Origin of the sequence: Bacillus sp. cl95, from assembly GCF_900115925.1 — a bacterium.
Classification (GTDB): domain Bacteria; phylum Bacillota; class Bacilli; order Bacillales; family Cytobacillaceae; genus Neobacillus_A.
This window is the reverse complement of sequence record NZ_FOYF01000001.1, coordinates 377,381-394,896: the sequence shown is the minus strand read 5'-3', so window position 1 is coordinate 394,896 and position 17,516 is coordinate 377,381. Positions and strand designations below refer to the sequence as shown.

The following is a 17,516-nucleotide window of genomic DNA, read 5'->3' as shown; positions in this document are numbered from 1 at the left end:
GAGGAACAGAAAATGGCAAGAAAAGAACAAAAAGAATTATCGGGGAAACAAAAGGCGGCCATTCTCCTTATCTCTCTTGGTCCGGATGTATCTGCTTCTGTCTACAAGCATCTTAGTGAAGAAGAAATTGAAAAACTAACTTTAGAAATCTCGGGTGTGAAAAAAGTGGAGTCAACTGCGAAAGAAGAAATTCTTGAAGAATTTCATCAAATAGCACTTGCACAAGATTATATATCTCAAGGCGGAATTGGGTATGCAAAGACCGTCCTAGAAAAAGCATTGGGAGCTGACCAGGCATCTGTGATAATAAACAGATTAACCTCTTCACTGCAAGTGAGGCCATTTGATTTTGCAAGAAAAGCGGATCCAGCGCAAATTCTTAATTTTATCCAAAATGAACATCCGCAAACGATTGCGCTCATATTATCCTATCTGGATTCAACCCAGGCTGGTCAAATATTATCTGAATTACCACAGGAAATGCAGGCGGATATAGCACGAAGAATAGCCGTCATGGATAGTACTTCTCCTGAAATTATAAATGAAGTGGAACAAATATTGGAAAGAAAGCTTTCCTCGACTGTCACACAGGATTACACGCAAACGGGCGGCATTGAAGCAGTCGTTGAGGTGCTCACTGGAGTCGACAGAGCTACTGAACGAACAATTCTTGATGCGCTTGAAATACAAGACCCAGAGCTTGCTGAAGAAATCAAGAAAAGGATGTTCGTATTCGAGGATATTGTCACTCTTGATAGTAGAGCCATTCAGCGCGTAATCCGCGATTGCGAGAACGAAGACTTAATGCTTGCGCTTAAAGTATCTAGCGAAGAAGTGAGGGAAATCGTTTATAAAAATATGTCTAAACGAATGGTCGAATCCTTCAAAGAAGAAATGGAATATATGGGTCCTGTCCGTCTAAGGGACGTCGAAGAAGCTCAGACTCGTATTGTTACAATCATACGCCGACTTGAGGAAGCAGGAGAAATTGTTGTAGCCCGCGGCGGAGGTGACGACATCATTGTCTAAAGTCATAAAGTCACACTGGACCAAGCAAGAGGATACTGAGAAAAAAGTAATTTCTATTAAAGTTATGGAACCTTCTCGGGAAGAAATTCAGACACCGCTTTTTATTCATAGCGAAGACGAAAAACAAGAAATAATTGAAAAAGCTAAACACGAAGCTGAATTGATTCTTGAAGAAGCGCGTGTCCATGCCCAATCCATGCGGGAGAAAATCGACAGTGAAGCAGAAACATGGGAGCAAGAAAAATTGGAAATGGCTGAAAGAGCTAGACTTGAAGGCTATGACAAAGGTCTGAATGAAGGTCGTGAAAAAGGATACAGTGAGTATCAGGAAACAATCCTTCATGCTCGTGAAGTAGTTGAGACATCCAAACAAGATTATATAGCTCATATAGAAGCCTCAGAAAAGACAATCGTCGACCTTGCCATGAAAGCTGCAGAGAAAATTCTTGGGAAAATGGTAAAAGGAGATTCTGAACAATTTATCTCCATCGTTAAAAGGGCTCTTAAAGAAGCGAAAGAGCATTCAGAAATCCAATTGCATATTAACCCGATTCATTACGGTTTCCTTTTATCCCAAAAAGAAGAGTTGAGTGCGCTATTTCCTAGAGAAACAGATCTTTATATTTATCCTGATGATGCATTATTAGAAGACAGTTGCATAATCGAATCAGCAAGCGGAAGGATTGACGCAAGCGTAGACGTGCAACTCGCAGAAATTAAAAGGCGGCTACTAGAATTACTGGAGAGTGAACAGTCATGAGGGCCGTAGACCTAATCGATGAACTGGATCAACTCGATACATTTAAACGGTATGGAAGAGTAAAGAGAGTAGTCGGTTTAATGATTGAGTCTCAAGGTCCGGAAAGCTCCGTTGGCGATGTCTGCTATATTTACGTGGGCAATAAGACAAAGAGAAAAATACAAGCCGAAGTGGTTGGATTCCGAGATGAGAATGTTGTCTTAATGCCATACACTACGGTTAGCGATATATCACCTGGAAGTTTGGTGGAAGCCACATTGAAGCCACTAGAAGTAAAGGTAGGTTCAGGACTCATCGGTGCGGTAATCGATTCCTTAGGACAGCCACTCAATGGTTCTATGCTTCCCAAAGGACTTGCTTCTGTTCCAACTGAGCAAGCACCACCAAATCCAATGCAAAGACCTCCGATTGATGAATCCATCGAAGTAGGCGTAAGAATGATCGACAGCTTATTAACAGTTGGGAATGGTCAACGAGTCGGAATATTTGCAGGAAGTGGCGTGGGAAAGAGTACATTACTGGGAATGATTGCCCGTAATACAAAAGCAGATCTCAATGTCATTGCTTTGATTGGGGAGCGTGGCAGGGAAGTAAGGGAATTTATTGAACGTGATCTTGGGGAAGAAGGACTCAAGCGTTCAATCGTCGTGGTTGCCACTTCTGACCAACCTGCCCTTATGAGGATAAAAGGCGCATTTACGGCAACAGCGATTGCGGAATATTTTCGCGACAAAGGACTGAATGTCATGATGATGATGGATTCTGTTACCCGTGTTGCCATGGCACAACGAGAAGTGGGGCTAGCGATAGGTGAACCCCCTACTACTAAGGGGTATACACCATCTGTCTTCGCAGTCTTGCCCAAACTTCTCGAAAGGACCGGTACAAATCAAAATGGTAGTATTACTGGTTTCTATACGGTTTTGGTTGATGGGGATGACATGAATGAGCCGATTGCGGATACCGTAAGAGGAATTTTAGATGGACATTTCGTAATGGACCGTTCCCTTGCTAATAAGGGCCAGTATCCTGCCGTGAATATTCTGAAGAGCGTGAGTAGAATTATGAATCACATTGTTTCTCCCGAGCAGGTCAAGGCAGCAGAGCGATTAAGGGAATTGCTTTCTATTTATATCAATTCCGAAGACCTAATCAATATTGGAGCATATAAAAAAGGTTCATCCTTAGAAATTGATGAAGCCTTACGACTATATCCGAAAATCATTTCATTTTTGAAACAAAGTACAAATGAGAAGATTTCAATTGAAGAAAGTGTCAATCAATTGATGCAACTGATTGAAAAAGGGGAATAATTCGTGGGTTATCAATTCAAATTTGACAAGATTCTTCATATAAAAGCTAAAGAAAAAGATGAAGCCTTATCTGTATATAACGATGCTGTTAAGAAATTTGAGGAAGCAGCAGAAAAGCTATACGAATTTATGAAGAAAAAAGAAGATCTTGAAACATATCAATCGGACAAGCTTGTGGCAGGGTTACCAGTCATGGAGATAAGACATTACCAGCAATTCATCGTTAATATTGACAAAACGATTGAACATTATCAAAAGATGGTAATGAATGCTCGTAATCGAATGACTTTTTTTCAAGAAAAATTGATGGAAAAGAATGTCGAAGTGAAGAAATTTGAAAAAATCAAAGAGAAAGACTTTCAAATCTTCAAGGATGACATCAAGCTGCTAGAAGGAAAGCAGATGGATGATATCTCGATTCAGCAATACATGAATCGGGAAAGTTAGGTGAAATATGGAAAACGGATTCCAAGACAAAGATGAAAATAGACAAAGTCCTATTCAATGGTTTTTGCTCGTAATTTTAATTCCCATTATGTTTGCAATTGTCGTTACCCTTATCGTTACTACTGTAGCAGGTATCAACGTATTTGATGTAGCAAAAGAACATGGTGCTAAGATTCCTTTAATCGGTGGGCTATTTGATCAAGATGAACAAAAAGCTTTAGCAGAATTCGAAAAGGAACGAATTGATTTGGAAGGACAAATAAAAGACAGAGAAGCAAAGATTGAACAATTGCAATCGAAGTTGGAAAACAAAGATAAAGATATTGAAAAAGCTCGCCTTGAAAGAGATAGATTATTACAAGAAATTGATGACTTAAACGCTATTCAAGAGGAAAATAAACGAGCATTCAAGGACATTGTTCGAACATACGAGACACTTTCAGCTAAAAAGGCGGCTCCAATCATCACTCAAATGAAGGATGAGGAAGCGTTGAAAATCCTTACTAATGTCAGTGCGGAAACGCTTGCTAGCATTATGGAGAATATGGAACCTGACCAAGCTGCGAAATACACGCAATTAATGACGAATGAATCCCAAGACCAAGTAGATATCCCTTAATTAAAAGGAGGTGAATATGTGGAAATCGGCGTGAAGAACATGCCCCAGGCTAATGCAACGCCTGTACAAAATGTGAACTCAACCAATTCAACTTCGAAAAAAGGTTTCTTTCAACTATTCGTTAATACCATGTCGACAGCTCAATCAACTCAAAACGTCAATGGACAAGAATCAGCGTCAGCTAATTTCTCTGATGCAGACCTAAAAAAGCTTCTCGAATTCATGAAAACGTTGGATGTGCTTGAACTCGAAGGTGGAAAAGAAATGCTTGACCAAGTTTTGTCCAATCCTGAGTTAGATATTATGAGTATGGTTAAAGATTTATTGGGCGTAGACGAATCTGAATGGACCCAATTGTTAGGTAAATTAGGAGAGCTAATGCCACAGTCTTTGACTGAGACCGAAGATGGAAAAAAAGACGAAATTGCCCAGTTGGAGCTCTTAATGTCCAGTCTGTTAACTTTACCGAAGAATGAATTGCAAAAATATATGAAAGATGCCGAAACAATGATTAAGGCAGTCAAACTTTATGAACTGCTTTCGGCTAATCAAGAAAGCTTTAATCGTGAGACCAAACTCTCAGACACCTTAAAGCAGCTGAATGAAAAGCTTGAAAGACTTCTGACAGACAAGGGAAGCCAAGTCAAGTTTGATTACTTGCAAAAGACCGTAATGCCATTGGCTGCTGAATTGAATAATTCTGCTTCAAAAGTAAACGACAAAGAGTCTGTAAAAAATCTTATTAATAAGCTGGATGGTTTTCACCAGATGAATATCTTGCCGCAGCATTTTTCAAAAACGGAACAATTAACATTAATGCTCGATGGCGGCCGTCGTCAAATCTCAGGCGAACAGCTTATGCAACAATTTGAATCAATTCTCTCCAGAAGCTCTTTTCTGAAAACAGGTGGATCACAGAGGTTATTCATTAACTTGAATCCAGAGCATTTAGGTTCGTTAAGAATTGAATTAATTCAAAAAGACCAATTGATGATAGCTAGAATATTGACCACGACTGGAGCAGCGAAAGAGACTCTAGAAAATCAACTGCACAGCTTGAAACAGGCATTTGCAGCTCAGAATATTCAAATGGATCGTGTGGAAATTTCACAACAAATGACACAACAAGAGCGTTCGTTCTACAGAGAACAAACAAATTCTCAAGAACAACCCGATCAGAATGATCGCAGGGAAGAGCTAGACAAGCAACGGTCAAATAATGAAGATTTTATCAATACTTTTGAGGAAGCGCTTCTCAATGCAGAAGTATAGGTGATGAACATGGTCAAAACAGTTGATTCTTCTTTATTGATAAACAACAGACAAAATTCAACGAGAAAAACCGGCTCAGATATTCTGGGGAAAGATGATTTCTTAAGAATCCTGATGACTCAATTGCAAAATCAGGATCCTCTAAATCCTATGCAAGACAAAGATTTCATCGCTCAGATGGCCACTTTTTCTTCGTTGGAACAAATGACAAACATGAGTAAGTCCATTGAAAACTTGGTAAACATGGAACAGCAAAATAACTTGATTAACTACAATTCTTTTGTAGGAAAGGAAATTTCCTGGACCAAATTAATTGAAAATGAAGACCCAAGTATCCCCGCTTCAGTCCAACAAGGAAGCGGCCAAGTTTCTTCGATTCAATTTAAGAACAACCAAGTCACTTTCATTTTAGAAGATGGAACGACACTAGAACCAGCAAACATATCACAGGTGAATGAGTCCTCTGCTGATAGCCATGTCTTGCAAGCCTCTATGTTGATTGGCAGAAACGTATCTTATCTCAACACTCTAAATGAAGAAATAACGGCTACGGTGAAAGCTGTTTCGTTTAAGAACGGAAAAACTGTATACCAATTAAATGATGAAGCAGGAACAAAAATAACCGCTTCACAAATCATGAAAATTGAATAAAGACTGGAAGTGGCGGGATGGCAAGATCCGATATTCGTCCGATCACATCTCAGCCTGTGACCACCAATGTCCTAAAGGGAATTCAGCATAAACAATCGCATCAAAAGCCTTTTTCAGCTCATTTGCAATCAGCTATTGCAGAGACTGCAAAGCTGACGGTTTCCAAACATGCAAAAGAGAGGATGATACAACGTAATATTCACATTGGTGATGAACGTTGGAAGGTCATCGAAGAAAAAGTACTAGAAGCTGGCAAGATGGGGATAAAAGAATCACTTGTGCTCCTATCGGATGTCGCAATGATCGTCAATGCAAAAAATAAGACGGTGATTACAGTAATGGGACGTGAAGAAGCAAACACGCAAATATTTACAAATATTAATGGAACAATTCTGCTTGATAACTAAAATGGCTGGACCTTTGATGGGGGCCCGAGTTGCTGACTGACTGAAGCAGCTTAATACGAGAGGAGATATTATACATGTTACGTTCAATGTACTCTGGAATTAGCGGAATGAAGAATTTCCAAACAAAGTTAGATGTTATTGGTAACAACATTGCCAATGTAAACACTTTCGGATATAAAAAAGGTCGTGTCACATTTAAAGACATGGTAAGTCAGACCGTTTCGGGTGCTACTGCATCTGGAACAGCATTGGGTGGGGTTAACCCAAAACAAGTAGGACTGGGTTCACAACTTGCTTCCATTGACATTGTTGATACGCAAGGGAGCTTACAAACTACAGGACGCGTATTGGACCTTGGTATTCAAGGCGACGGTTATTTTGTGGTTCAAAAGGATACAGGGAGTTACTATACACGTTCTGGTAACTTCTATCTCGATAATGAAGGCTTCCTTGTTTCGGGATCTGGTGAATTCGTGCTGGATGATACTCAAAATAGAATCCAGTTAAATGGCGGTAACGTAAACACGATCGAAAGCATGAATATAAGTAATGATGGAAGCATCAGCATTGTTGTTGGTGGAGCTCCTAGTACGGCAGCTAAAATTGGAATTGCAAGATTTAACAACAATGCTGGTTTAGAAAAGGTTGGTAATAATCTATATCGTGAAACGAACAACTCTGGTGCTCCACTTACAGCAGTAGCAGGAACAGCGGGTGCTGGAACAATTGTTTCAGGGACTCTTGAGATGTCTAACGTGGATCTTTCAGAGGAATTCACTGAAATGATTACTGCACAGCGTGGCTTCCAGGCTAATACCCGTATTATCACTACTTCTGATGAAATCCTTCAGGAATTGGTGAATCTGAAACGATAATAGGAAGGGGCAGGGTTAAAGGCGGAATGCCTTTAACCCTATGATAAATAAATGATAAAAGTAACCCGCTTAAACGGAAATCCTTTCACCCTTAACGCCATCTTCATTGAGACAGTTGAGTCATTTCCGGATACAACTATAACGTTATCAAATGGACGAAAATATGTTGTGAGGGAAAAAGAAGATGATGTCCTGCGAATGGTAAAGGGATTCTATCAATCCATCACGTTAATCGGAAAGCAGCCCTTGGAGGAAAAGGAAGATGAAAAAAAATAAACTAGTAATGATTATGGCTATTATGCTATTGGCGATTACATTAGTAGGAGCTGTTGCATTGGTTGTGGTCATGAAATTCATGGGGGATTCTGAACACAAAGAACCATCCATTGAAGAAGTTCTTGAATCGTCAGTTGATGTGCCGACGATAACAACGAATTTAGCAAGCGATGACTTTATCCGTATGTCTTTTAAAATTGAAACAGATAGCAAAAAAGCAAAAGAAGAGTTGCAACAAAGAGAATTCCAAGTTCGCAATATTATCATTCAAGAGCTATCAGAAAAAAAAGCAGAAGACCTTCAAGGGAAAGAAGGAAAACTTCAACTTGAAAATGCTTTAAAAGCCGATATAAATGAATTGATGCAAGATGGGAAAGTTAAGAAGGTATATATTACAGAATCTCTCCTCCAGTAAAACTTTCAAACCAAGATTGCACCAAAACAAGGAGGTGAGGATGAAATGTCAGGAGAAGTGCTTTCGCAAAGTGAAATTGATGCGTTACTTTCTGCTTTATCAACAGGCGAGATGGACGCAGATGAACTGAAAAAAGAACAATCTGAGAAAAAAATCAAGGTATACGATTTTAAAAGAGCTTTGCGTTTCTCAAAGGATCAAATTCGAAGCTTGACGAGGATACATGAAAATTTTGCAAGGCTTTTGACCACATTTTTTTCAGCACAGTTGCGTACTTATGTGCAAATTACAGTAGCATCGGCTGACCAAATTCCATATGAGGAATTTATACGCTCAATCCCCAAAATGACAATCTTGAATGTATATGAAGTACTGCCTCTTGAAGGTAGGATTTTGATGGAGGTCAACCCAAATATTGCTTATGCTATGATGGACCGCATGTTGGGAGGGCGTGGCGCGAGCTACAATAAGGTTGAAAATCTTACAGAGATTGAAACCAAAATTATGTCCAACACTTTTGAGAGAGCCTTTGAGAATTTGAGAGAAGCATGGAGTACAATCGAAGAAATTGATCCGGTGCTAAGTGATTTTGAAGTAAATCCTCAATTTCTCCAAATGGTGTCACCCAATGAAACAGTAGTTGTTATTTCATTAAACACTACGATTGGTGAAGCGAGTGGGATGATTAATATTTGTATTCCTCACGTCGTATTGGAACCAATCATTCCAAAGCTATCTGTACATTATTGGATGCAAACAGAAAAGAAGGAAAAAGAACCAGAAAAATTGGCTTTACTTGAAAAAGGAATCCAAAGGGCTGACGTTCCATTAGCTGTAGAACTAGGGACGTCCGAAATAAATATTCAAGATTTCCTGACACTCGATATTGGAGATGTCATCCAGCTTAATCAATCTATTGATCAACCTTTAGTGGTCAAAGTCGGTGATATTCCGAAATTTATCGGTCAACCAGGAAAAGCAAATAAGAGAATTGCCATTCAAGTATTAGACACATGGAAGGGAGGAGACGGCGATGGTGAGTGATGAAATGCTTTCTCAAGATGAAATAGATGCTTTACTACGCGGAACAGACGAGGATTCGAATAAGGGAGGAGATTCTTTCAATGTTGAAGATTACCTTTCTTCAATGGAACAGGATGCCCTCGGGGAAATAGGCAATATTTCATTTGGTAGCTCAGCTACAGCGCTATCCACTTTACTTAATCAGAAAGTGGAGATTACAACTCCTACAGTTACAGTAATTGAAAGAAAAAACATGGCGGATGAATTTCCTCAACCGTATGTAGCCGTTCAGGTAAGTTATACAGAGGGATTTGCTGCAAATAATGTGCTTGTCATCAAGCAAAGTGATGCAGCAATCATTGTAGATTTGATGCTTGGTGGAGATGGTACCAATCCATCTGAATACATGGATGAAATCCAGTTAAGTGCTGTTCAGGAAGCCATGAATCAAATGATGGGTTCATCAGCCACATCGATGTCAACGATTTTTAATAAGAGAGTCGACATTTCACCGCCTTCTATTCATATCTTAGATGTCAAACATGGAGAAGGTACAAGCAGCATACCTGAAGATGACCTTCTTGTGAGGGTCTCCTTTAAGCTTAAAGTTGGTAAACTGATTGATTCAAATATTATGCAGCTCTTACCTTTAAACTTTGCAAAAAGTTTGGTAGACGAATTAATGAATCCCGGTCAAACTGCTGTCAATGAAGTTCCCGAAACAAAGACATTGCCAGTGCAAGAACAAGTTGCAAATGTATCACATCAACCGGTAGAAGAAGTTCAACAACAATATGCTCAAAATACTAATTACCAGCCTGAACATCAGCAACATTACCAACAGACGCATCAACAGGTAGGCCAACAAGTCCCTTACCAACAACCACAACAACAAGTGGCTCAACAAGTTAACTATCAACATCCGCCAGCACAGCCTCAGCATTTTGGTGCAGGATATGGTGGTGCACCAGCAAATGTTCAACCAGCAGTATTTTCAAATTTTGAACCTTATCAACTACAAGAAGCAGAGTCGAAAAATTTAGATATGCTCTTGGATATCCCATTGCAGGTTACGGTTGAACTAGGAAGAACGAAAAGGTCAGTCAAAGAAATACTTGAGCTTACAACTGGTTCTATCATTGAATTGGATAAATTAGCAGGTGAACCGGTGGACATCCTTGTTAACAACCGACTCATTGCCAAAGGCGAAGTCGTAGTAATTGATGAAAACTTTGGCGTTCGTGTAACTGATATCATCAGTCAAACAGACAGAATCAAAAAACTTAGATAATACTTTGGGGGTTAAGTTATATGGCACATAAGATTTTAATAGTGGATGATGCAGCGTTCATGAGAATGATGATCAAGGATATCCTTTCAAAAAATGGATACGACGTGGTTGGAGAAGCAGCAGACGGCGCGCAAGCTGTTGAGAAATACAAAGAAACACAACCTGACTTAGTGACGATGGATATCACAATGCCGGAAATGGATGGTATTGCTTCACTAAAAGAAATTAAGAAAATCAACCCTGCGGCTAAAGTTATCATGTGTTCAGCGATGGGACAACAAGCAATGGTCATTGATGCAATTCAGGCGGGAGCTAAAGACTTCATTGTTAAACCTTTCCAAGCAGACCGTGTTTTAGAAGCAATTGCTAAAGCATTAAACTAAGGAATTCAGATTAGAGGGTGCAGCACCTTGTTGAAAAATAAACAGTTGTTACTAGCAGCTCTCCTGATTATTTTTGCTCTGCTGGGGCAATCAAATACTGCCCAAGCGGAGCAATTGAATAACAGTGTGAAAGATTGCTTTGAACATCCGGATAAGTGTAAAGAAAAAAATAGTATTACCCAGAAAGAAACATCAAAATCTGACGAAGCAAAAACATCCCAGGTAGGTGTCACCTTTTGGGATTTTCTTCGAATGATTGTTGCTACCATTTTTGTAATCGGGTTATTGTACTTTTTATTGAAATTCATCAATAAAAAGAGCAGAAACTTTAAAACAAGCCAATTAGTTGAAAACCTTGGAGGGACTAGCCTTGGAGCAAATAGGTCGGTTCAGGTGGTCAAAGCAGGGAACCAGATATTGATTGTAGGTGTAGGAGAAAGCATTCAATTGCTCAAAGAGATTAATGATCCCAAAGAATATCAGAAATTTATTGATGAGTACAACAATAAGATGGATCAACTCATCCAACCAAGCGATATTGTGACAAAGCTAATCGAAAGAACGAAAAACATACAGTCAACTAAAAACGAGGGAACGTCATTCTCCGCCGTTTTTAAAAATCAGCTGGATGATTTTACAAAAGGGAGAAAAAAGCTTTTTGACGAGCTTGATAAAGAAAGGTCCGACAAACGATGAATGAATTTGCAGAGATTTTTAACGGGAACTCTCCTGAAAGTGTATCAACTTCCGTAAAGCTCTTATTATTATTGACGGTATTTTCACTTGCACCTAGTATTCTAATCTTGATGACTTGCTTTACGAGAATTGTGATCGTTCTTTCCTTTGTCAGAACGGCGCTTGCGACTCAGCAAATGCCACCTAACCAAGTCATAATCGGATTGTCGTTGTTCCTGACTTTTTTCGTTATGGCTCCTACTTTTCAAGAAGTGAATAATAAGGCACTTACACCGTTATTCAATGATGAAATAAACCTGGAACAGGCATATGACAGAGCTTCGGTGCCCTTAAAGGAATTTATGAGCGCACATACAAGACAAAAAGATTTAGCCTTATTCCTCGAATATACAAAAGCTGAAAAGCCCGATTCAATTGAAGACATTCCTTTGACAACACTTGTTCCAGCGTTTGCGATCAGCGAGATAAAAACCGCTTTCCAAATTGGTTTTATGGTATTTATACCTTTTTTAGTAATCGACATGATTGTAGCAAGTGTCTTGATGTCAATGGGGATGATGATGCTTCCGCCAGTCATGATTTCACTGCCATTTAAGATTCTATTATTTGTTCTTGTTGATGGCTGGTATTTAGTTGTTAAATCCTTACTACAAAGTTTTTAAGCAGGTGATGATATGGGTCCTGAGACGGTAATAGACATTGCTGAACGCGGAATATTAACAGTATTGATGGTTTGTGGTCCTTTGTTATTGCTTGCATTGGCAGTTGGTCTCATCATTAGTATTTTTCAGGCAACTACACAAATACAGGAGCAAACTTTAGCGTTCGTACCAAAGATTGTCGCGGTTCTGTTAGGAATTGTATTCTTTGGACCGTGGATGTTAAGTCATATGCTTTCTTATACTACAGAAATTTTTTCGAACTTGGCAAGGTACATAGGATGATTTCATGGTTGATATAATCCCTGAATTCCCTGCTTTTTTACTCGTATTCGTAAGGGTAACATCATTTTTCCTGATGATGCCGCTTTTTTCATATCGAACCATTCCAGGACCGCATAAGATTGGATTTAGCTTTTTCCTAGCCTGGATTATGTTCTATACATTGGATGCGCCAGAACTTGTCATTGATGCTCAATATTTCATGTTAGTCATCAAGGAAGCTATGGTGGGATTAACAATTGGATTTATCGCTTATGTAGTCATGTCAGTAATCCAGGTTGTCGGTGGTTTTATCGATTTCCAAATGGGAACATCCATTGCGAACGTGATTGATCCCCAAACAGGCGCACAAAGCCCGTTAATGGGTCAATATTTGTACACCTTGGGATTATTGTTTTTATTATCACTAAATGGACATCACTTGTTAATTGATGGAGTCTTTTATAGTTATAGATTCATACCGATCGATCAAGTTTGGCTTCCCTTTGGAAAAGAAGAAGTCATGACTTACATCTTACGGTCAATTAATACGATGTTCATGATCGCTTTTCAAATGGCTGTACCAGTCGTCGGGAGTTTGTTTCTTGTTGATATTGCCCTTGGCATAATTGCGAGGACTGTTCCACAAATGAATATATTTGTCGTGGGGTTACCAATTAAAATGATTGTCGGATTTATCATACTGATCATTACAATGGGAGTGATGATGTCAGTCATTTCGGGATTATTTGAAACAATGCTCTACACGATGCGGGGATTGATGCAATTGCTTGGAGGTTTATAAATGGAATGGCTCTCACTTGACCTTCAATATTTTGCGGGCGAAAAAACAGAAAAAGCAACTCCTAAGAAAAGAGAAGATGCCAAGAAGAAGGGACAGGTAGCGAAAAGTCAGGATATGAATGCTGCTTTCGTATTGTTAGCGGTGTTTCTATTTTTAACCTTTTCTGGTGGCTATCTTTTTGAAGGGATTTTTTCATTTTTTCAACATTCATTAACAGAATATATGTTGATGGATTTAACTGAAACGAATCTAAAAGTATTGTTTATTGAAGTATTATCTCAACTCGCGCTGATTTTAGGACCCATCATGTTAATAGCTATGATTGCGGGAGTAATAGCAAACTATTTTCAAGTTGGTTTCATGTTTTCAACAGAAGCCATTCAACCAAAGTTAGAAAAAATTGATCCTATAAAGGGTTTTAAAAGAATTTTTTCTATGAGAGCAATTGTCGAACTGGTTAAATCCATCTTGAAAATCAGTTTTATTGGGGTTGTGACGTTCTCAGTCCTTTGGTCAAGGATGGAAGAGATTCTAATCCTTTCACAAAAAGCTGTAGGCGCAGCTCTTGTTACATTAGCTTCTTTAACTGTTCAAATGGGTTTAGCGGCTTCAGCAGCTTTACTGTTCTTAGCATTTCTCGATTATCTTTATCAAAAATACGATTTTGAGAAAAGTATCCGAATGTCAAAACAGGACTTAAAAGATGAATATAAGAATGTCGAGGGTGACCCGATGATTAAATCTCGCATCAAGCAAAAGCAGCGTGAGATGGCGATGCGAAGAATGATGCAAGAAGTTCCAAAGGCTGACGTAGTCATCACAAATCCAACCCATTTTGCGATAGCCATCAAATATGAAGAGGACAAGTACGACGCTCCTTATGTTGTCGCCAAGGGTGTTGATTTTATGGCCCAAAAGATCAAGCTGATTGCGAAAGAAAATGAAGTTACAACTATAGAAAACAGAGCTTTGGCGAGGGCGCTATATAGTCAAACAGAAGTCGGGGATATCATACCTGAAGAATTTTTTAAGGCTATCGCGGAGATTCTTGCATTCGTTTATCGTTCTAAAAACAAATTGTAAAAGTTATTTATACACGGAAGAAAGGAGTGAGGCAACATGTCAGCAAGGGACTTAACCGTATTATTGAGCGTCATTTTAATTGTCGCAATGCTGATCATCCCGTTTCCTACGTGGTTACTTAGTATCTTGATTATCATGAATATCTCTTTAGCTTTATTAGTACTTTTGATTTCAATGAATATGAGTGAACCATTGCAATTCTCAATATTTCCTTCCCTATTATTATTGCTTACTCTGTTTAGGCTTGGTTTGAATGTTTCAACGACGAGATCGATCCTCACTCATGGAGAAGCCGGTGGCGTGGTTGAAACGTTCGGAACATTCGTAGTAGGTGGGAATCCCATCGTTGGTATCGTTGTCTTCGCCATTCTGGTTATCATCCAGTTTATCGTAATTACAAAAGGAGCCGAGCGTGTATCCGAAGTTGCTGCACGTTTTACGCTCGACGCAATGCCAGGTAAGCAAATGAGTATTGATGCTGACCTGAATGCTGGGATGATTTCAGAACAACAAGCAAGAGAGCGCCGTGAAAAAGTAAGCCGTGAAGCCGACTTTTATGGAGCTATGGATGGAGCTAGTAAGTTCGTTAAAGGGGACGCGATTGCCGGGATTATCATTGTCATGATCAATCTTATTTTCGGAATGGTCATTGGGATGACACAGCAAGGTCTACCTTTTGCTGAAGCAGCGCAAAGGTTTTCATTGATGACCGTCGGCGATGGAATCGTAAGTCAAATTCCTGCCCTTTTAATTACCACGGCGACTGGTATTATCGTGACAAGGGCTGCGTCTGAAGGAAACCTAGGACACGATTTGACTAAGCAGCTATTTGCATATCCTGCAATGTTGTATGTGGCAGGTGGCACCATTGCACTATTAGGCTTATTAACACCAATTAACGATATTATTACCTTGCCTGTAGCGGCACTTTTAGCTATCGGAGGCTATTCTTTCTCCCGAGTACCAGAACCTGATAAAGGTCAATTACAAGAGTTGGAAGAAGAAATCGAGACGGATGAAATGAAAAGCCCTGAAAGCGTCATTAATTTGTTGAATGTAGATCCAGTTGAATTCGAATTTGGATATGGTCTAATTCCTTTGGCTGATACAAATCAAGGTGGGGATTTACTTGATCGAATAGTCATGATTAGAAGACAGTTGGCAATTGAATTGGGATTGGTCATCCCTGTTGTTCGAATTAGAGACAATATTCAACTGCATCCTAACGAATATCGCTTGAAAATTAAAGGAAACGAATTGGCAAGAGGAGAATTGCTCTTGGATCATTATCTGGCAATGAGCCCTGGTATAGACGAAGAGTCTATCGAAGGTATTGATACGATAGAGCCATCCTTCGGTTTGCCTGCCAAATGGATTACCGAAGACATGAAGGAACAAGCTGAAATCTTTGGTTATACAGTTGTAGATCCGCCATCTGTCGTATCCACACATATTACAGAAATCATCAAGGCAAATGCACATGATTTGTTAGGTAGACAAGAAACAAAGCAATTAATCGACCATCTTAAAGAAAGTTATCCGATTCTCGTTGAAGAAGTCACACCGACTCCTTTATCTGTAGGTGAGGTTCAAAAAGTCTTAGCTAAACTTTTAAGGGAAAATGTATCGATCAGAAACTTGCCAATTATATTCGAAACACTTGCCGATTTTGGAAAAGTCACTTCCGATACGGATGTTCTTGCAGAATACGTTCGTCAAGCACTTGCAAGACAAATCACAAATCAATACTCAGGCAATGGGGAGTCTCTGAAAGTTGTAACTTTGTCTGGGAAAATTGAAAAAAGTATTGCTGATGGAATTCAGCAAACAGAACATGGAAATTATCTATCAATGGACCCTGTCGTATCTCAGTCAATACTTGAATCAATTGCTTCAAATATTGAACAGCTTTCTATTATGGAACAAACGCCAATCGTATTATGCTCTCCTGCTGTGAGGATGTATGTACGGCAACTAACTGAACGCTATTTCCCTAAGGTTCCAATCTTATCCTATAACGAACTCGAAGCGAATGTCGAAGTCCAAAGTGTTGGGGTGGTGAATATTGAATGAAGATAAAAAAGATTATTGCAGATTCCATGCCTGAAGCACTTAAGACGATAAGAGCAGAACTTGGTGACGAAGCGGTTATCCTAAATTCAAAAGTTGTTTATGGTGGAGGTTTTCTTGGTTTCTTTAGAAAGAAGCAAATAGAAGTCATTGCAGCAATTGACCCAATACCTAAAGAAGAGAAAGTAAAGAATGTAAGAGAAGCATTGCCAACGCAATGGCCTGAAAAAGTGGCAAGTCCAAAACCGACTTACACAGAGCAGAAAATCAAAAAAAAACCTGAACCAATAGTACATCCAAACATAAAAAACGATGATTTAATAAAAGAAGTAAATGAATTGAAAATGATTGTGAAAAACCTACCAAAAGAAAACCAACTTATTAATCATCTTACGCCCGTTCCAATTGCAGGTATTCAGGAAATGCTCGATGAGCAAGAGGTCTCAATAGAGATTCAAGAAAGACTCTTAAAGAAATTAACCGAAAAATGGTATTCAAAAGAAAGCGATCTTTCACAAGAAAACTTATTGGAAATCCTTGGGGATGAAATCGTTGATTCTCTAGCGCCCATTGCTTTTGGAGGCGTGAGTTTTTCTAAAAAGTTTATAAATGTTGTCGGACCAACAGGAGTCGGTAAGACCACTACACTCGCCAAGGTGGCTGCAGATATGGTCATCAAACATCAAAAGAAAGTCGCTTTCATCACTACAGATACTTATCGAATTGCGGCCATTGAACAGCTTAAAACATACGCAAGTATACTTAATATTCCTGTTGAAGTTTGTTACAGTCTTGAAGAGTTTCGTAACGCAACCGAAAAGTTTGCCGATTACGATGCTGTTTTGATTGATACGGCCGGCCGCAATTTCAGAAATAAAAAATATGTGGATGACTTAAAGAAAACAATCGATTTTGAAAAAGATATGGAAACGTTTCTTGTTTTGTCGCTCACTGCGAAAGAAAAAGACATGAAAGCTATTTACCAGCAATTTGCACTCATTGGTATTGATAAGCTTATTTTTACAAAAGCAGATGAAACATCCGTTTATGGGGCGATGCTCAATATGACATTACAACATCACGTTGGAGTGGCTTACATCACTAATGGTCAAGACGTCCCGGATGACATAATCGAAGCATCCCCTAATGCCATTAAAAGCTATTTAATAGGGGAAAATTAA

At 39.1% G+C, this 17,516-nt stretch carries 21 protein-coding genes; all 21 read left to right on the top strand.

The features are described from left to right. The first annotated feature begins 12 nt into the window (after nucleotides 1–12). The 21 genes from fliG to flhF all read left to right on the top strand — a co-directional run bounded on the left by fliG (nucleotide 13) and on the right by flhF (nucleotide 17,516). The gene (fliG, locus tag BMZ31_RS01985; RefSeq protein ID WP_090830047.1) at nucleotides 13–1,029 is read left to right on the top strand and encodes a flagellar motor switch protein FliG; all 1,017 of its coding nucleotides are present in this window, start codon (nucleotides 13–15) and stop codon (nucleotides 1,027–1,029) included. Next, complete coding sequence (fliH, locus tag BMZ31_RS01980; RefSeq protein ID WP_254778552.1) at nucleotides 1,010–1,789, top strand: flagellar assembly protein FliH; 780 nt, start codon at nucleotides 1,010–1,012, stop codon at nucleotides 1,787–1,789. The genes fliG and fliH overlap by 20 nt, the downstream gene beginning before the upstream one ends. Further along, nucleotides 1,786–3,102 carry a flagellar protein export ATPase FliI gene (gene fliI / locus BMZ31_RS01975; RefSeq protein WP_090830045.1) on the top strand — a complete coding sequence of 439 codons (1,317 nt, stop codon included), beginning with the start codon at nucleotides 1,786–1,788 and terminating at the stop codon, nucleotides 3,100–3,102. The genes fliH and fliI overlap by 4 nt, the downstream gene beginning before the upstream one ends. A 3-nt stretch (nucleotides 3,103–3,105) precedes the next feature. Further along, nucleotides 3,106–3,549: a flagellar export protein FliJ gene (fliJ, locus tag BMZ31_RS01970; protein WP_090830044.1), complete on the top strand. Its 444-nt coding sequence runs from the start codon at nucleotides 3,106–3,108 to the stop codon at nucleotides 3,547–3,549. A gap of 7 nt (nucleotides 3,550–3,556) precedes the next feature. Next, the gene (locus BMZ31_RS01965) at nucleotides 3,557–4,168 is read left to right on the top strand and encodes a MotE family protein (protein WP_090830043.1); all 612 of its coding nucleotides are present in this window, start codon (nucleotides 3,557–3,559) and stop codon (nucleotides 4,166–4,168) included. Between the two features lie 18 nt (nucleotides 4,169–4,186). Next, a complete protein-coding gene (locus tag BMZ31_RS01960; protein ID WP_090830042.1) occupies nucleotides 4,187–5,440 on the top strand; it encodes a flagellar hook-length control protein FliK in 1,254 nt (417 codons plus the stop codon). 3 nt (nucleotides 5,441–5,443) lie between these two features. Continuing rightward, nucleotides 5,444–6,091 (top strand): flagellar hook assembly protein FlgD, encoded by a 648-nt coding sequence (flgD, locus tag BMZ31_RS01955; protein ID WP_254778551.1) that lies wholly within the window; start codon nucleotides 5,444–5,446, stop codon nucleotides 6,089–6,091. A 17-nt stretch (nucleotides 6,092–6,108) separates the two neighbouring features. Then, on the top strand, nucleotides 6,109–6,498 hold the full coding sequence (locus tag BMZ31_RS01950; protein WP_090830040.1) for a TIGR02530 family flagellar biosynthesis protein: 390 nt from the start codon (nucleotides 6,109–6,111) through the stop codon (nucleotides 6,496–6,498). 74 nt (nucleotides 6,499–6,572) lie between these two features. Then, entirely contained in the window at nucleotides 6,573–7,373 is an 801-nt protein-coding gene (flgG, locus tag BMZ31_RS01945; protein WP_090830039.1) for a flagellar basal body rod protein FlgG, read from the top strand. A 51-nt stretch (nucleotides 7,374–7,424) separates the two neighbouring features. Next, the gene (locus tag BMZ31_RS01940) at nucleotides 7,425–7,649 is read left to right on the top strand and encodes a flagellar FlbD family protein (RefSeq protein WP_090830038.1); all 225 of its coding nucleotides are present in this window, start codon (nucleotides 7,425–7,427) and stop codon (nucleotides 7,647–7,649) included. After that, entirely contained in the window at nucleotides 7,636–8,064 is a 429-nt protein-coding gene (gene fliL / locus BMZ31_RS01935) for a flagellar basal body-associated protein FliL (RefSeq protein WP_090830037.1), read from the top strand. Before BMZ31_RS01940 ends, fliL begins: the two co-directional genes overlap by 14 nt. Before the next feature lie 45 nt (nucleotides 8,065–8,109). Beyond that, on the top strand, nucleotides 8,110–9,108 hold the full coding sequence (gene fliM / locus BMZ31_RS01930; protein ID WP_090830036.1) for a flagellar motor switch protein FliM: 999 nt from the start codon (nucleotides 8,110–8,112) through the stop codon (nucleotides 9,106–9,108). Continuing rightward, the gene (gene fliY, locus BMZ31_RS01925; RefSeq protein ID WP_090830035.1) at nucleotides 9,098–10,378 is read left to right on the top strand and encodes a flagellar motor switch phosphatase FliY; all 1,281 of its coding nucleotides are present in this window, start codon (nucleotides 9,098–9,100) and stop codon (nucleotides 10,376–10,378) included. The genes fliM and fliY overlap by 11 nt, the downstream gene beginning before the upstream one ends. A gap of 20 nt (nucleotides 10,379–10,398) precedes the next feature. Beyond that, nucleotides 10,399–10,761: a response regulator gene (locus tag BMZ31_RS01920; RefSeq protein WP_090830034.1), complete on the top strand. Its 363-nt coding sequence runs from the start codon at nucleotides 10,399–10,401 to the stop codon at nucleotides 10,759–10,761. Between the two features lie 27 nt (nucleotides 10,762–10,788). Further along, a complete protein-coding gene (locus BMZ31_RS01915; protein ID WP_254778550.1) occupies nucleotides 10,789–11,457 on the top strand; it encodes a flagellar biosynthetic protein FliO in 669 nt (222 codons plus the stop codon). Next, nucleotides 11,454–12,119 carry a flagellar type III secretion system pore protein FliP gene (gene fliP, locus BMZ31_RS01910; protein WP_090830033.1) on the top strand — a complete coding sequence of 222 codons (666 nt, stop codon included), beginning with the start codon at nucleotides 11,454–11,456 and terminating at the stop codon, nucleotides 12,117–12,119. The genes BMZ31_RS01915 and fliP overlap by 4 nt, the downstream gene beginning before the upstream one ends. A 12-nt stretch (nucleotides 12,120–12,131) precedes the next feature. After that, nucleotides 12,132–12,401, top strand: coding sequence for a flagellar biosynthesis protein FliQ (gene fliQ, locus BMZ31_RS01905; protein WP_090830032.1), 270 nt, complete (start codon nucleotides 12,132–12,134; stop codon nucleotides 12,399–12,401). Nucleotides 12,402–12,405: 4 nt separating this feature from the next. Then, entirely contained in the window at nucleotides 12,406–13,182 is a 777-nt protein-coding gene (gene fliR, locus BMZ31_RS01900; protein WP_090830031.1) for a flagellar biosynthetic protein FliR, read from the top strand. After that, complete coding sequence (gene flhB / locus BMZ31_RS01895) at nucleotides 13,183–14,265, top strand: flagellar biosynthesis protein FlhB (protein WP_090830030.1); 1,083 nt, start codon at nucleotides 13,183–13,185, stop codon at nucleotides 14,263–14,265. It abuts the gene before it with no gap. Between the two features lie 36 nt (nucleotides 14,266–14,301). Beyond that, a complete protein-coding gene (gene flhA / locus BMZ31_RS01890; protein ID WP_090830029.1) occupies nucleotides 14,302–16,338 on the top strand; it encodes a flagellar biosynthesis protein FlhA in 2,037 nt (678 codons plus the stop codon). After that, a complete protein-coding gene (gene flhF / locus BMZ31_RS01885) occupies nucleotides 16,335–17,516 on the top strand; it encodes a flagellar biosynthesis GTPase FlhF (RefSeq protein ID WP_090830028.1) in 1,182 nt (393 codons plus the stop codon). Before flhA ends, flhF begins: the two co-directional genes overlap by 4 nt.

What these genes read in the sequence shown, in the direction of transcription:
- fliG (WP_090830047.1), top strand. Translation starts at nt 13, where the DNA reads ATGGCAAGAAAAGAACAAAAAGAATTATCGGGGAAACAAAAGGCGGCC.
- fliI (WP_090830045.1), top strand. Translation starts at nt 1,786, where the DNA reads ATGAGGGCCGTAGACCTAATCGATGAACTGGATCAACTCGATACATTT.
- BMZ31_RS01965 (WP_090830043.1), top strand. Translation starts at nt 3,557, where the DNA reads ATGGAAAACGGATTCCAAGACAAAGATGAAAATAGACAAAGTCCTATT.
- flgD (WP_254778551.1), top strand. Translation starts at nt 5,444, where the DNA reads ATGAACATGGTCAAAACAGTTGATTCTTCTTTATTGATAAACAACAGA.
- BMZ31_RS01950 (WP_090830040.1), top strand. Translation starts at nt 6,109, where the DNA reads ATGGCAAGATCCGATATTCGTCCGATCACATCTCAGCCTGTGACCACC.
- flgG (WP_090830039.1), top strand. Translation starts at nt 6,573, where the DNA reads ATGTTACGTTCAATGTACTCTGGAATTAGCGGAATGAAGAATTTCCAA.
- BMZ31_RS01940 (WP_090830038.1), top strand. Translation starts at nt 7,425, where the DNA reads ATGATAAAAGTAACCCGCTTAAACGGAAATCCTTTCACCCTTAACGCC.
- fliL (WP_090830037.1), top strand. Translation starts at nt 7,636, where the DNA reads ATGAAAAAAAATAAACTAGTAATGATTATGGCTATTATGCTATTGGCG.
- fliM (WP_090830036.1), top strand. Translation starts at nt 8,110, where the DNA reads ATGTCAGGAGAAGTGCTTTCGCAAAGTGAAATTGATGCGTTACTTTCT.
- fliY (WP_090830035.1), top strand. Translation starts at nt 9,098, where the DNA reads ATGGTGAGTGATGAAATGCTTTCTCAAGATGAAATAGATGCTTTACTA.
- BMZ31_RS01920 (WP_090830034.1), top strand. Translation starts at nt 10,399, where the DNA reads ATGGCACATAAGATTTTAATAGTGGATGATGCAGCGTTCATGAGAATG.
- fliP (WP_090830033.1), top strand. Translation starts at nt 11,454, where the DNA reads ATGAATGAATTTGCAGAGATTTTTAACGGGAACTCTCCTGAAAGTGTA.
- fliQ (WP_090830032.1), top strand. Translation starts at nt 12,132, where the DNA reads ATGGGTCCTGAGACGGTAATAGACATTGCTGAACGCGGAATATTAACA.
- fliR (WP_090830031.1), top strand. Translation starts at nt 12,406, where the DNA reads ATGGTTGATATAATCCCTGAATTCCCTGCTTTTTTACTCGTATTCGTA.
- flhB (WP_090830030.1), top strand. Translation starts at nt 13,183, where the DNA reads ATGGAATGGCTCTCACTTGACCTTCAATATTTTGCGGGCGAAAAAACA.
- flhA (WP_090830029.1), top strand. Translation starts at nt 14,302, where the DNA reads ATGTCAGCAAGGGACTTAACCGTATTATTGAGCGTCATTTTAATTGTC.
- flhF (WP_090830028.1), top strand. Translation starts at nt 16,335, where the DNA reads ATGAAGATAAAAAAGATTATTGCAGATTCCATGCCTGAAGCACTTAAG.